We start from the raw sequence: 14,873 nt of genomic DNA, 5'->3' as shown, positions 1-14,873 counted from the left end.
GAAGGGCATGGAAATGCTGCTGTTGCACAAATCTATATAAAAGAAGATGGGATCATCTCGGCTCGTCGTGCTTTTAACCTCGCTGTAAAGCCTCTTCCTTGTTTTTTCAAAACACCTGGTTTTGTGTTTTAGTGCTTGTTTGTTTTGTGAATAAAAGATAATTTTGTAATTTATTTGGGGTTTGTTATTGTGTGTATTATGTTTAGAGTAAACAAGAAGTTTCAGGCGTGTTTATTGCTGGTGTTGAGTGTTTTTCTATCAGAGGCTGTTTGTGCTGAAACATTGATGGATGCCTTTTCTAAGGCTTATAAATATAATGCTAAGTTGAATAGTGAACGTGCAGCTGTGCGTATATCCAGTGATGATGTTGTCATTGCGCGATCGGGGCTATTGCCACAGGTTGAGGGGGTTGGGAACTATGGGCGCAATAAGTCTTTTACAGGTCCTTATGTCACTTCTGGATCTATAGGAGTGAGATTAAATCAAAGATTATTTGATGGTTTTATCACGCAAAATATCTTTTCTTCAGCTCAAGTTAAGTTGCAGGCCCAGCGTGAATATCTTCGTAATGTTGAACAAAATACGTTTCTGGAGGCGGTGACCGCTTATGCTAATGTCTATCACGCACGTCGTGTTGCCGATCTTCGGAGAGAAAATTTGGCAGCTCTTGAGGAACAAGTTCGTTCAAATAAAGCAAAATTTGATGTGGGTGAAGGAGGGCATGTTGATCTTGCTCAAGCTCAAGCTGCACGTTCCGTGGCGGTTTCAGAGCTGAGTCTTGCTCGTTCTGATGTAAAAGCAGCAGAGGCAGTGTATCGACAAGTTATTGGTTCTGATCCTGAAAAGTTAAAACGCCCACCTGTAGCCAAAGATTTTCCCGTCAACCTTGATATGGCTTACCAAATGAGCGTTGTGATGCATCCAGCAATCCTTTATGCTAAATATTTAGTCGATGCGAGTGTTTATAATGTAAAGGCGAAAGAAGGGGCATTGCTCCCTAAAGTTGATTTTTCTGCAACTGCATCTTATAATCGAATCTACAGCGGGGTTGGAGAAGATGGCGTTTCTAAATCGATAGGGTTGTCAGTAAGTGTCCCAATCTTTGAAGGAGGGCGTACGTCTGCGCAAATTCGCCAATCAAGGGAACAGCTTGGACAGGCGCAGCTTCAACTCGATTTGGCGCATAGTAATACGCGACAAGCACTTACTTCTGCTTGGTTTCAGTTGGAGGGCGCACGCTCATCTGTTGTTGCTTACCGTGAAAGTGTTCGTGCTGCTGAAATTGCTCTGAAAGGTCGTGTTCAAGAAAATCGCGTAGGGCAAGCAACGACGCTGGATGTTTTAAATTCTCGTACTCTATTGATTAATGCTCAGATTGCGCTTGCAATGGCAGAGCGTAATGCTGTTGTGGCGAGCTATAGTGTTCAATCTTCTATTGGTAAATTGACTGCAAGTTATTTAGGTTTAAAAACAATTAAATATATCCGATAATACATAAAAGTATCTCTTTGAATCTTATTAAATTATTTTAGTTTTTAAAAGATTAGTAAATCAACAGTTGAATATGTTGAAAGATATTGCGGCGAGATATTATTTTTACTAAGTGTAGAAAACTGTGTGTAGCGCCCTCTTTATGACAAGCATATTTGAAAATATCGTAGGAGGCATGTTGATCTTATAATTCTTTTGCATACACTGAAAATATGATTCTATTTGTTGTTGCGTCTTTGAGAGGTTGTAAAGTATGGTACAGAGTTCAAGCGTGTTACGTGAGCCAAGTATGGATGAAATTTTAACATCTATTCGTGAAATAATCGAAGAAAATGCGGTTCAATCTGATCACTTTTTAAATGAAGATGTTGCAGTGAATGCTTCAGAAGTTGCATCCGAGGGTATTTATGATACAACCTTATCGGTTGATGATGCTATGAAAGCTTTAGCTGATCGTATTGGTCTTTCTTCTGAAAATCAAGGGGGGAAGATAACGCAAGAAAAAGAGGATATAGAGGCAGAAAATAATACAGTTGGTATGGATATGCAAAAGATGAAGCTTTCTTCTGAAGAACGGAATTCTGTTTATAAAGCAAAAGAATATGAAGATGAGATAAGGAAATCACAGTCAGACGCAGGAAGGGATGGTCATGTGGAATTGTCTGCATATTGTATTTCTTCTGCAGAAAAGATTGCAAAGGATGTGTTGCGTCCGGCTATAGCAGAATGGTTACAGTCTAAATTGCCTATTTTGCTGGAAGATATTTTGCGTGAAGAGATTGTGAAGGCGATTAAAAAATCGTCTTAATTATTTTTATGTTTTTCATTTTATGGGGATTTTGTTTGCGATTTTGCGAGCTCTCTAGTGAATGGCTGAGATTCACGAGATTCTGATCAGGTTTTGATCATATATTGTGTTTTTCAGCGGCGTTATGGATGGATAGAATGTTAGAAAAAAACTATGATGCTTCCTCTATAGAGCAACGGGTTGCAAAGAGATGGGAGACTCGTGGGGCTTTTAAAGCGGGAGCTGGTTCTAAAAGCGATGCAGAACCTTTTTGCGTTATGCTTCCACCTCCTAATGTTACAGGCTCACTTCATATGGGGCATGCGCTCAATACGACAATTCAAGATATAATAGTTAGATTTCAGCGGATGCGTGGCAGAAATGTGTTGTGGCAGCCTGGTATGGATCATGCTGGAATTGCTACGCAAATGGTAGTGGAGCGTCAACTTGCAGAACGCCAAGAGCCAACGCGTCAAGAAATGGGGAGAGAAAAGTTTATTGAGCGTATTTGGGAATGGCGTTATGAAACTGGAGGCGTTATTGCAAACCAGTTGCGTCGCCTTGGGGTTTCATGTGATTGGTCGCGTGAGCGGTTTACAATGGATGAGGGGTTGTCGCAGGCGGTTCGTGAAGTCTTTGTCACGCTTTATAAGCAAGGGTTGATATATAGGGATAAGCGCCTCGTCAATTGGGATCCTAAATTGTTGACAGCTATTTCAGATCTTGAAGTTGAGCAAAAAGAAGTTCAAGGACATTTGTGGCACTTTAGATATCCACTTGAAGGTAAAATTTTTGATCCAAATGATGCGACAACTTATATAACAGTGGCGACAACACGACCAGAAACAATGCTTGGTGATACAGGAATTGCTGTTAATCCTGAAGATGAGCGTTATAAACATCTTATCGGTAAAAATGCTCTTTTGCCGCTTGTTGGTCGTAAGTTATTAATTGTTGGTGATAGCCATGCTGATCCTGAGGCTGGAAGTGGTGCTGTAAAAATCACACCAGCTCATGACTTTAATGACTTTGAAGTAGGACAGCGTAATCATTTACGCTTGATCAATATTTTTACCCAGCAAGCCGAGATTTTTCTTCGTGAAAATGAAGCATTTTTCGATGGTTTGATTTTATCAGATGAATTAAAAATGTTAGTAGAAAATCTCGATAAATCTGATCGTTTTGTTGCTCGCCAGAAGATTGTTTCTTTGATGGAAGAACAGGGATATTTAGCTTCTGTTGATGATCATACCCATATGGTTCCTCATGGAGATCGCAGTGGTGTCCCTATTGAGCCTTTTTTGACAGATCAATGGTATGTTCATGCTGCTGAATTAGCAAAGCCAGCGATAGAGGCTGTTCAACAAGGCAAAACGCAGTTCGTTCCAGATAACTGGAAAAAGACGTACTTCAATTGGATGGAAAATATTCAACCTTGGTGCATTTCTCGCCAATTATGGTGGGGACATCAGATTCCTGCTTGGTATGGTCCTGATGGAACGGTTTTTGTTGAAAAAAGTGAAAAAGAGGCTTTAGATTCAGCTTTTGCTCATTATGGTGAGGTTGTTGAATTAATCCGTGATCCGGATGTTTTAGATACTTGGTTTTCATCAGCTCTTTGGCCTTTTTCAACATTAGGATGGCCAAATAAAACGACTGAATTATCTACTTTTTACCCAACATCTTTATCTGTGACAGGATTTGATATTATTTTTTTCTGGGTTGCTCGTATGATGATGATGGGACTTCACTTTATGGGTGACGTTCCTTTCCCAACGGTTTATGTGCATGCTCTTGTACGGGATCAAAAGGGTGCAAAGATGTCAAAATCAAAGGGAAATATTATTGATCCCTTAGAGCTTATTGATCAATATAGTGCTGATGCACTTCGATTTACTTTAGCTATTATGGCAGCACAAGGTCGTGATGTAAAACTTGATGTTTCCCGTATTGCTGGTTATCGTAATTTTGCTACGAAATTGTGGAATGCTACTCGATTTGCACAGATGAATGGTGTGAAGCATGATCCAGCTTTTAAACCAGAACAAGCAAAACTGGCGCTTAATCGTTGGATTTTAACAGAGTTATCTAAAACGATTTCAGCAGTTACGACTGGTATTGAACACTATAAATTTAATGAGTCAGCTGCCACTCTTTACCGTTTCATTTGGAATACATTATGTGATTGGTATTTGGAGCTTCTCAAACCTATTTTTCAGGGGGAAAATGAAGATGCTAAAAATGAGGCTCAAGCTTGTACTGCTTGGGTTTTAGATGAAGTTTATAAACTTCTTCATCCTTTTATGCCTTATATGACGGAAGAGTTGTGGTATCTTACAGAAACGCAAGCCATCAAGCGTGAGGATATGCTCGCATTGACAAAATGGCCAGAGGAAACATTGATAGATGAAGAAGCTGCTGATGATATTAATTGGCTTATTGATGTCGTCACAGGGATTCGGTCTGTACGTTTTGAAATGAATATTCCAGTGGCGACACAAGCACCTCTTGTTGTTGTTGAAGGAGGGGAAGTAACGCGAGAGCGTGTGAAGCGTTATGATGCACTTCTAAAAAAATTAGCGCGTATTGAAGTTATTGATTTCTCTGATAAAGTTCCGGAAATATCAGCACAAATGATTTTGGGAGAGGCTGTTTTTTGTTTACCATTAGGACAGTTGATTGATTTGGAGGCTGAACGTGTTCGTTTGAGGAAGGATGTCAGTAAAATTGAACAAGATATTGAAAAAATATCGCTTAAGTTAAACAATCCCAAATTTATAGCAAATGCAAAAGCAGAAATTGTTGAGCGTGAGCGGAACAGGGTTGTAGAACTGCGTGCAGCGCAGAAAAAAATATTTGTTGCTTTAGAGCGGTTAGATTGATTTCAACTTTTTATTTTTTTGATAGATAATTGCATACCAGTAGGGCTAGTATAGATCTTCTTTAAAAGGAAACTTTTTCTTTTGTTAGTTTTTCATGAACGATCATAAAATCTCTACTGAAATCCATTGTTTTATGTTTATCATTAAAGAGACATCTTTTAAGGCATCCAAGCCTATTCCACGACGTAGATCATGAATGGTATAACGGTAAATCTATTGAGCTTCCCTTCTTTATGCTTGTGAAGTAACAAGCGCTGGGGGCACCATTCTGTCCAATATCCGGACAACCCTTAGCTCAAACCGTTCGTAAGAGGCATTTTTAGTTCTTTCTTACACAGAGTTTTTATCCACATAGCTCTCTCTACTTGTAATGTGCAAGCGGATGGTTTTGATTGATTTAACATGGAACAAGTTTGGAATGAGAGAATCTTACGATATTCGAGGTCCTCATTCAACATGCAAAATGGTAAAGTATCATTAAAATCAATATCTTGTTTTATTTCTGTAAAATATCATCATTTAGAGTAGCAATATAAGGCATGTAAAATTACATATGTGGTATTTTTTGTATGTAGTGGTGAGTATTCTGAGGTAAAACTTGTGTGTAAAGTATGAAGTAACCCCATGTGAAATGATGTTAGGTGCAATCCGTTAAACAAAAAGCTGTATTGTTTATAGATTGACGGAGGCAAAAAACTTCATCTTTAAGGTGGTAAGGCAGTCGTGAAGTTATAAGTTAACTATCATCATTATATTTATCCATCTTTCGTATTGTTTTTTATACTCAAACGTTTACCATTCATCATGTATTCTCTTCGTTCTCAAGTTGCTGTTTAATGCACGTTATTCTATTGAACGATTTTTGCTCATACGTATAAAATTTTAAGATCGATAAATCCTATTGGATGGTTTTTATCTATTTGTTTTTTCTTTTAAAATTTTTACTTTAAAATTGCGTATGCTTCTTACTAAGAAAAAGAGTTTAAATATCTACAAAGAAATTTGTAACAGATATAATCATTAAAATTGAGGTAGGGGGAATGGTTAATAGGTTTCAGATATGGAAAAAAGTCACGATTGTTGTGATTTTAGAGGGATTCTTTTCGACTGTTTATGTAATAGATGTCAATAGCTTGCAAGAAGCGAATGATGGTTCGTTTTATTTTTTAAAACGTGGCATGTCTGTTTATAAAAATGGGCATATAACTCAGGCTATTGCAGCATTACGTTGTGCTGCTAAGAGAGGCTATATTGGTGCGAATTGGAAACTTGGCTCTATCTATGCAAACGGTGATGGTGTCCCTAAAAATGATTATAAGGCATATAATTTTTTTGCATATATTGTTGAAAAAGGTGCTGATCTTGGTTCAGAGGATGAAAGTTATGTTTCTGATGCATTGATTAAACTTGCCGGATACATAAAAAAAGGTATTCCTCAATCACCTGTGAAACCTGATCCTTCTTATGCTTCTCATCTTTATATGCAGGCTGTGGTAAACTATGGAAATCCTAAAGCTCAGTATCATTTAGGAAAAATATTTTTAAAGGGAGAGGGAAGGGAGAAAAATCTTATACAAGCAGCACGATGGTTTCAACTTTCAGCAAAAAAAGAAAATCCTTCTGCCCAAGCAATGCTTGGAAATATACTGCTTAAAGAAGGAAAAATTGTCCGTGGGGCAGCAATGTTAACTGCTGCCTATAAAAAGCTAACGTAAAAGACGAAAATTGGATTCACCCTTTGCAAGAAGAGGCTTTTGCTCTTTGTAATGAATCTGAGAGACGTACAGCAATTTCACTGGTTGTTGAGATTTTAAAGAATAACAGTTTTTAAACATCTGATTGTAATATTTTTACATTCTCTCATCTTATATTAAACTCTGTTTTCTTGTATACAAGTTCATAGTAAAGATAGCTTTTTTTGATAATCTAACGGCTAATGACTTAGGATTTTAGACAAAAATTCTTGCGTTCTCGGTTTTCTTGCTTGCGGATCAGAAAAGAACTCTTTAGATGAGCAGTCTTCAAGAATTGTTCCTTGATCTATGAAAATAACACGCTCCGATACTTTTTGTGCAAATCCCATTTCATGGGTTACACAAATCATCGTCATACCTTCTTCTGCTAAGCTAATCATGACATCGAGTACTTCACCTACCATTTCAGGATCTAGAGCAGATGTTGGTTCATCAAAAAGCATGACAAGTGGATCCATAGTTAAGGCACGTGCAATAGCAACACGTTGTTGTTGCCCTCCAGAAAGTTGACCAGGATATTTATCTTTGTGTTCAATGAGTCCAACGCGTTCAAGATATAACAATCCACGTTCAAGTGCTTCTTTTTTGCTTCGTTTTAGGACTTTGATTTGTGCAATTGTCAAATTTTCTGTGACAGATAAATGGGGGAAAAGCTCGAAGTGTTGAAACACCATTCCTACCTGACTTCGCAATTTAGGCAGATTCGTTTTTTTTGAATGAACTGGTATTCCATTAATCCAAATTTCACCTTTTTGAAAAGGGACGAGAGCGTTAATAGTTTTAATGAGTGTTGACTTTCCTGAGCCTGATGGACCACAAACGACAACGACTTCTCCTTTATTAATGTTGGTTGTACAGTTTTTAAGGACTTTAATTTCGCCATACCAATTAGAAACATTTTTTATTTCGATCATATGAGTAGACATTTTTTTTCCTGTTAGCGAATAATGGATACTTTTTTTTGTAAATACAAAACTATTTGTGACAGTGTAAAACAGATAACAAAATAGAAAATAGCTGCTAAGATATAAGCTTCTTGCTTTACACCAAAATTATTAGCAGCAATATCAAAACCATTCAAAAGGCTATGACCACTGATGGCATAAACAAGGGTTGTATCCTGAAAAAGGATAATAACTTGTGTTAAAAAGACTGGAAGCATATCTCTAAAGGCTTGAGGAAGAATGACAATGTACATACTTTGCCAATATGTCATTCCAAGAGCTTGTCCTGCATATTTTTGTCCTTGCGGAACTGAATTGATTCCAGCACGCATAATCTCAGCAAAATAAGCCGTTTCAAATGCGGTAAAGGTAATGAGTGCTGATTTATTTGCACCAATGGATATACCAGTTAAAAAAGGCAGAAGCACGAAAAACCATAAGATAACCATCACAAGTGGTATTGAACGCATAGCTGTTATGTAACTGATTGCAAACCAAGAAAGAAGTTTTATGGAAGAAAGGCGCATCATTGCTAAAAGTGTGCCGAAAACAAACCCCAATACCGTTGCAAAAAGAGTTAGAAAAACGCTAAAGAGTAAACCTGATAAAATGTAAGAACGAAATACATCAAAGGTAAAAAAGGAAAAATCAAAGTCGGAAAAATTGAAAGGAAAATAAAGTCCAAACTGAGAGCTTATGAAATTCACCATATTCAATTTCCCTTTGTTTGAAAATTAGGAATTTTGAGTATTTGTTCAATGACTGTCATCACAATGAATACGAATAAGGCTATTAGAATATAAAGGATCGTAACAAGCAAATAATTTTCGTAAACATGGCTTACTTCTTCAATTGTTTGGTATTGAAATTGCATGAGCTCATTTATTGAAACGGCGAATGCTATAGATGAATTTTTCACAATCCCCATTGCTTCTGAAGTAAGAGGTGGCATAATTGCACGTATAGCACGTGGTAGTATAATATAGCGATAACTTTGATAAGTTGTAAATCCCATTGCCATAGCAGCATAGCGTTGTCCAGAAGGAATCGCTTCAATGCCTGAACGAACCTGTTCAGCAATGCGTGCAGATGTAAAGAATCCCAATGCGCATGTTATTAAGAGAATGGGGGAAAATTTCATCGCTGGTGGATAAATCTTCGGAACAACAAAATACCACAAAAACACTTGTACAAGGAGGGGAATATTACGCATAATCTCTACCCAAATAGTACCGATAGTGCGAAATATATAATTGATTATGGATGTTTTGGGTAAAGTGCGCATTGTTCCTATAATAACACCACACAATACAGCTAATATAAGTGAAGTGATAGACAATATAATTGTATTTTTTAAGCCATCGAGAAGTGTATCTAAATAGGTATGACTTACGCCGGGAGTTCCCAAGCATCCTGTTACCAATGTTTGAGTAAGGTCATCTCTACAAAGGAAAGAAAAGTCCATTAATTGATATTCCCTCAAATTAGTCATTCACAAATAGGACAATAAACCACGCGCATCTACATAGTCCAGATTTATTAAAAAGTGAATTAAAATATAAACCACACTCAATTTCAAAAGAGTGTGGTTCTTCTTTATTAAACTCTATAAATCTTTTTCTGCGTAGCTTTCTCGAGGCTTATTATTTGGGTGATCCCAAGCATATCTTGTTTGTTTTGATAAGGGAAGGTTCATAACAGTGTTAGCAGGTGGGATCGGTTTCATAAACCACTTATTATAAAGCTTTTCCAGTGATTCATCTTTAATCTGACGTACGATACTATCGTTGATTGTTTGTTCAAATTTTTTGTCATTTAATCTGAGCATACAGGCAATAGGTTCGACTGAAAGTACAGTATCAAGAATGACATAATCAGATGGATTCTTTGATTTAGCAATATGTCCAGCAAGAATTGAAGCGTCCATGACAAAAGCATCTGCCTTACCAGATTCTAATAATAAAAAACTATCTCCGTGATCTTTCCCCTTTAAAACTTTAAACTGAATGTTTTTTGCACGTTTATTTTTACGAATAAGTTGAACAGATGTTGTACCGGTGGTCGTTGCAACTGTTTTTCCATTTAAATCCTCAAGAGATTTAATGTTAGAGTTTTTCTTTACAGCAATCCGAACCTCTTCAATGTATGTCGTATAAGCAAATGCTGCTTCTTTACTGCGGGCAATATCATGTGTTGTTGAGCCGCACTCAAAATCATAGGTTTTATTTTTTAAGAGAGGAATTCTATTTTGAGAAGTGATGGGAAGATAATGAACTTTAATTGGTTTACCAATTTTTTTTGAGATATCATCAATGATCCGTTCTGCCATTTCTGTATGAAAACCTACATATTTATTATTACCAAGGGCGTAGGCTAAACCAGATGATTCACGGACACCTAAAGTAATTTCCCCTGTTCGTTTTATTTTTTCAAGAGTATCATGTTCAGCATGCGCGAAACTTGAGAATCCAATGGCCGTTGCTGCAATAAGCATTAATAATGATTTCTTCATTTATGTCCTCCATTCATTTATTTTTATTTTATTTGCTTAAGATATACTGTTTATATGCTGTAGCATAGTTATTATTTTTGAGTGGAATTTTTTTGTTGTCTCATGAAATGAGGATTTTACTTTCTTAATTGATATTAAGGTGAATCCAAACAGGAACGTGGTCGGATGGTTTTTGATATCCCCTTACTTCTGTTTGGCTATGAGCGCAAATTAATTGATCAACAGCTTCTGGTGATAATAATAAATGATCAATGCGAATCCCATTATTCTTAGGCCAAGCACCTGCCTGAAAATCCCAAAAACTGAAGGAGGGAGTATCGGTGACATTCCGGATAGCATCATAAAAACCTAAATGAAGAATACGTTGGAATGCTTTTCTTGTTTCTCCAAGAAATAAGGCATCTTGATACCATTCTTGAGGTTTTTTTGCATCTAATGGAGTGGGGATGACATTATAATCACCTGCTAGAATAAGAGGTTCTTCATACGCAAGCAATGATTTTGCATGTGTATATAATCTTTCCATCCATTCTATCTTATAGGAATATTTTTCACTCTCAATAGGATTCCCATTTGGCAAATAGAGAGATGCAACACGAACAACACCTTTGTTTGTTGAATAAACAGCTTCAATGTAACGTGTTTGTTTATCATTATCATTGCCTGGTAATCGACGGATCACTTCATCTGGTGTTTTTTTAGAGAGAATCGCAACGCCATTAAAACTTTTTTGTCCGTGTGTTTCTATATGGTAACCTAAATTTTCAATTGTATCGCGTGGAAAATTTTCATCAATACTTTTAATTTCCTGTAAACAGACTATGTCCGGTTGGCTTTGCTGCAACCATTGACATAATGTTTCATGTCGCGCTTTTATTCCAGCAATATTCCACGTTGCTATTTTCATGGTGCTCATCATTAGATATCAAATATGCAATTCAATTTACTGCTATGTTTTACTACAGTCACATCGCTGTTTTTTTGTTTATAGGGGATATTACTATGGTAAATTAATTTATCAAGAGTAGCGGTAAAAGCAAATTTAAAGCTTTAAAATTTAATTTATTTTCATTTTTAAAAACTTTCTGCTGTTTAGTTCTTGACGAATGTACGTGTTCTCGCTATTAGAAATGAACATAACCGATGTGGATGTAATCAGGTGTTTTGGATATGAGCCGGAAAATTATTCACAGGTGTTAAGAAGATTAAAAGCAAATGCTAGTGCAAAAGGCTATTGCCTTCTCTGCTTATGGTCGGGTAAACTGTTTTGTACAGGTATGCCCGATTTTGTGTGTAGACTTAGATATCTGCTCCGATTTTGTTGGGGTGGATAGAAATGAAAATAGAAAAGCCCGATTGGGTGAGACGAATGTAGATCGAAAAGAGGAAGGTTGCATGCCTACCGTAAACCAGTTGATTCGCAAGCCGCGTGTAGCGCCAGTTAAACGTAATAAGGTTCCTGCTCTGCAGTCGAATCCGCAGAAGCGTGGTGTTTGTACGCGTGTTTATACGACAACACCGAAGAAACCTAATTCTGCTCTTCGTAAAGTTGCTAAAATTCGCTTGACGAATGGATTCGAGGTGATTGGTTATATTCCTGGAGAGGGACATAATCTTCAAGAGCACTCTGTTGTAATGATTCGTGGTGGTCGTGTGAAAGATTTGCCAGGAGTTCGTTATCACATTATTCGTGGTTTGCTTGATACGCAGGGTGTCAAGAATCGTAAACAGCGTCGTTCAAAGTATGGCGCAAAGCGTCCAAAATAATATTGAGAGACAAAGCCAATGTCCCGTCGTCATAGAGCAGAAAAGCGTGAGATTAATCCAGATCCAAAATTTGGTGATTTGGTTATTATGAAATTTATGAATGCCATTATGTTTGATGGTAAAAAATCAGTTGCAGAGCGTATTGTTTATGGTGCGCTCGATTCTGTAGAAAAAAGAGTAAAAACAGATCCTGTGGCTCTATTTCATCGAGCTTTAGAGAATGTTGCTCCTCACATTGAGGTTCGTTCACGCCGTGTTGGTGGTGCTACTTATCAAGTTCCGATTGATGTTCGTCCTGATCGTCGTCAGGCTCTTGCTATTCGTTGGTTGATTGCGGCGGCACGAGGTCGAAATGAAACGACGATGATTGAGCGTTTATCTGGTGAATTGATGGATGCGGCTAATAATCGTGGTTCTGCCGTGAAAAAGCGTGAAGATGTTCATCGTATGGCTGAAGCTAATCGTGCTTTTTCTCACTATCGCTGGTAGAAGTTTTAAACTAAGGCAAATATAATGGCTCGCGAATATAAAATTGAAGATTATCGTAATTTTGGTATTATGGCGCATATTGATGCTGGTAAGACTACGATGACTGAACGTATTCTGTTCTATACCGGTAAGAATCATAAAATTGGCGAGACCCATGATGGTGCTTCTACAATGGATTGGATGGAGCAGGAGCAGGAGCGCGGTATTACGATTACATCTGCTGCGACAACGACGTTTTGGGAAGGGCAGGACGGTCGGAAGCGTCGCTTTAATATTATTGATACGCCAGGGCACGTTGATTTTACGATTGAAGTTGAGCGCTCTTTGCGTGTTCTTGATGGCGCAATAGCTTTGTTGGATGCAAATGCTGGTGTGGAGCCTCAGACGGAAACTGTTTGGCGGCAAGCTGAGAAATATCGCGTGCCTCGTATGGTTTTTGTTAATAAAATGGACAAAATAGGAGCTGACTTTTATCGTAGTGTGGAGATGGTTGGTTCTCGGTTGGGTGCTAAAGCGCTTGTTTTGCAGTTGCCGATTGGTGCTGAAAATGACTTTGAAGGTGTTGTTGATCTTGTAGAAATGAAGGCTTTAAAGTGGGATGGTTCTATTGGTGCCTCGGCAGTGATAAGTGAAATTCCCTCTGATTTAAAGGAGAAAGCTGAAGAATATCGCGAGAAATTGATTGAGATGGCTGTGGAGGTTGATGAAGCTGCGACAGAGGCTTATTTGGAAGGTGTTATGCCAACCAACGAGCAGCTTGTTTCTCTCATTCGTAGGGGGACAGTAGCAGTTCAGTTTCATCCGGTTCTTTGTGGTACGGCTTTTAAAAACAAGGGGGTGCAGCCACTTTTGGATGCTGTTGTTTCCTATCTTCCTTCTCCAATTGATATTCCGGCGATTAAGGGTATTGATGTAAAGACTGAGGCTGAGACGACACGCGAATCTTCTGATGATGCTCCGTTATCTATGCTTGCTTTTAAAATTATGAATGATCCTTTTGTTGGTTCATTGACGTTCTGTCGTATTTACTCAGGTAAAGTTCAGAAAGGTATTTCTCTTGAGAATACTGTGAAAAAGAAAAAAGAGCGTTTGGGGCGTATGCTTCAAATGCATTCAAATTCTCGTGAGGATATTGAAGAAGCATTTGCTGGTGATATTGTTGCTCTTGCAGGACTTAAGGAGACGACAACAGGGGATACTCTTTGTGATCCCTTGAAGCCTGTTATTTTGGAGAGGATGGAATTTCCAGAGCCTGTTATTGAGATTGCAATTGAGCCGAAAACAAAAGCAGATCAAGAAAAAATGGGTATTGCTCTTAACCGTCTAGCGGCCGAAGATCCTTCATTCCGTGTTAAGTCGGATGAGGAATCTGGTCAGACTATTATAGCTGGAATGGGTGAGCTTCATCTTGATATTATTGTTGACCGTATGCGGCGTGAGTTTAAGGTTGAAGCAAATGTTGGACAGCCTCAAGTTGCTTATCGTGAGTCAATTACTAAAATCGCGGAAATTGATTATACGCATAAGAAACAATCGGGTGGTGCAGGTCAATTTGCTCGTGTGAAAATTGTTTTTGAGCCTCATGATGGTGATGACTTTATTTTTGAGTCAAAGATTGTTGGTGGTGCTGTTCCTAAAGAATATATTCCCGGTGTCCAAAAAGGGATTGAGAGTGTTATGGGGTCAGGTCCTCTTGCGGGCTTTCCTATGCTTGGTGTAAAAGCGACTCTCATTGATGGTGGTTATCACGATGTTGATTCTTCGGTTTTGGCTTTTGAGATTGCTGCTCGTGCGGCTTTTCGTGATGGGGCAAAGAAGGCTGGTGCACAGCTTCTTGAACCGATCATGAAGGTGGAAGTTGTTACACCAGATGATTATGTTGGTGATGTTATTGGTGATCTCAATTCTCGTCGGGGGCAGATTTCAGGAACTGAAGCGCGCGGCATTGCAACGGTTGTGAATGCAATGGTTCCTTTGGCAAATATGTTTGGTTATGTGAATACTCTTCGCTCTATGAGTCAGGGGCGTGCGCAGTATACAATGCAGTTTGATCATTACGAGCCTGTGCCTTCAGCTGTTGCTTTGGAGATTCAAAAGAAATACGCGTAATTTCAGGTTGGTAATTAATTTTTAACTTAGTCCTTGGCTTGGACGGAAAATGGAGAGCTCAAATGGCGAAGAGCAAGTTTGAACGAACAAAACCGCATGTTAATATTGGTACGATTGGTCACGTTGATCATGGGAAGA

Annotated in this window: 11 protein-coding genes and 3 pseudogenes; 9 read left to right on the top strand and 5 right to left on the bottom strand. The window is 38.2% G+C overall.

The window, feature by feature from the left end; all coding sequences use genetic code 11:
- The 5 genes and pseudogenes from ACFIL8_RS05270 to ACFIL8_RS05250 form a co-directional block, all read left to right on the top strand.
- Positions 1-132: pseudogene (locus tag ACFIL8_RS05270) on the top strand (protein-L-isoaspartate O-methyltransferase); the annotation flags it as partial.
- Positions 133-198: 66 nt separating this feature from the next.
- Positions 199-1,491: a TolC family outer membrane protein gene (locus ACFIL8_RS05265; protein WP_375613721.1), complete on the top strand. Its 1,293-nt coding sequence runs from the start codon at positions 199-201 to the stop codon at positions 1,489-1,491.
- Between the two features lie 253 nt (positions 1,492-1,744).
- A complete protein-coding gene (locus tag ACFIL8_RS05260; RefSeq protein ID WP_375612445.1) occupies positions 1,745-2,299 on the top strand; it encodes a DUF2497 domain-containing protein in 555 nt (184 codons plus the stop codon).
- 137 nt (positions 2,300-2,436) lie between these two features.
- Entirely contained in the window at positions 2,437-5,160 is a 2,724-nt protein-coding gene (locus ACFIL8_RS05255) for a valine--tRNA ligase (RefSeq protein ID WP_375689062.1), read from the top strand.
- 1,040 nt (positions 5,161-6,200) lie between these two features.
- Positions 6,201-6,991: pseudogene (locus tag ACFIL8_RS05250) on the top strand (tetratricopeptide repeat protein).
- A 102-nt stretch (positions 6,992-7,093) separates the two neighbouring features.
- On the opposite strand, the gene ACFIL8_RS05245 reads toward ACFIL8_RS05250, so the two are convergent.
- From ACFIL8_RS05245 to xth, 5 genes are all read right to left on the bottom strand, one after another.
- On the bottom strand, positions 7,094-7,840 hold the full coding sequence (locus tag ACFIL8_RS05245) for an amino acid ABC transporter ATP-binding protein (protein WP_273791447.1): 747 nt from the start codon (positions 7,838-7,840) through the stop codon (positions 7,094-7,096).
- Positions 7,841-7,851: 11 nt separating this feature from the next.
- Positions 7,852-8,568, bottom strand: a complete 717-nt coding sequence (locus ACFIL8_RS05240) for an amino acid ABC transporter permease (protein ID WP_375612443.1) — start codon at positions 8,566-8,568, stop codon at positions 7,852-7,854.
- Positions 8,569-8,570: 2 nt separating this feature from the next.
- Complete coding sequence (locus ACFIL8_RS05235) at positions 8,571-9,323, bottom strand: amino acid ABC transporter permease (RefSeq protein ID WP_375612442.1); 753 nt, start codon at positions 9,321-9,323, stop codon at positions 8,571-8,573.
- A 141-nt stretch (positions 9,324-9,464) separates the two neighbouring features.
- On the bottom strand, positions 9,465-10,370 hold the full coding sequence (locus tag ACFIL8_RS05230) for a transporter substrate-binding domain-containing protein (RefSeq protein ID WP_375612441.1): 906 nt from the start codon (positions 10,368-10,370) through the stop codon (positions 9,465-9,467).
- Positions 10,371-10,494: 124 nt separating this feature from the next.
- Positions 10,495-11,277: an exodeoxyribonuclease III gene (gene xth / locus ACFIL8_RS05225; RefSeq protein WP_375668574.1), complete on the bottom strand. Its 783-nt coding sequence runs from the start codon at positions 11,275-11,277 to the stop codon at positions 10,495-10,497.
- 488 nt (positions 11,278-11,765) lie between these two features.
- Here xth and rpsL point away from each other — a divergent pair, with 488 nt between their 5' ends.
- The 4 genes and pseudogenes from rpsL to ACFIL8_RS05205 form a co-directional block, all read left to right on the top strand.
- Positions 11,766-12,137 (top strand): 30S ribosomal protein S12, encoded by a 372-nt coding sequence (gene rpsL / locus ACFIL8_RS05220; RefSeq protein WP_005773262.1) that lies wholly within the window; start codon positions 11,766-11,768, stop codon positions 12,135-12,137.
- Between the two features lie 18 nt (positions 12,138-12,155).
- Complete coding sequence (gene rpsG / locus ACFIL8_RS05215; RefSeq protein ID WP_015856589.1) at positions 12,156-12,626, top strand: 30S ribosomal protein S7; 471 nt, start codon at positions 12,156-12,158, stop codon at positions 12,624-12,626.
- Between the two features lie 24 nt (positions 12,627-12,650).
- Complete coding sequence (gene fusA, locus ACFIL8_RS05210) at positions 12,651-14,735, top strand: elongation factor G (RefSeq protein WP_375681319.1); 2,085 nt, start codon at positions 12,651-12,653, stop codon at positions 14,733-14,735.
- 62 nt (positions 14,736-14,797) lie between these two features.
- A pseudogene (locus ACFIL8_RS05205) lies at positions 14,798-14,873 on the top strand (elongation factor Tu); the annotation flags it as partial.

This window comes from Bartonella sp. AP57NXGY (assembly GCF_042195805.1).
Lineage (GTDB): Bacteria > Pseudomonadota > Alphaproteobacteria > Rhizobiales > Rhizobiaceae > Bartonella.
The sequence above is the reverse complement of the archived record's forward strand: the minus strand, read 5'-3'. Positions and strand labels throughout refer to the sequence as shown.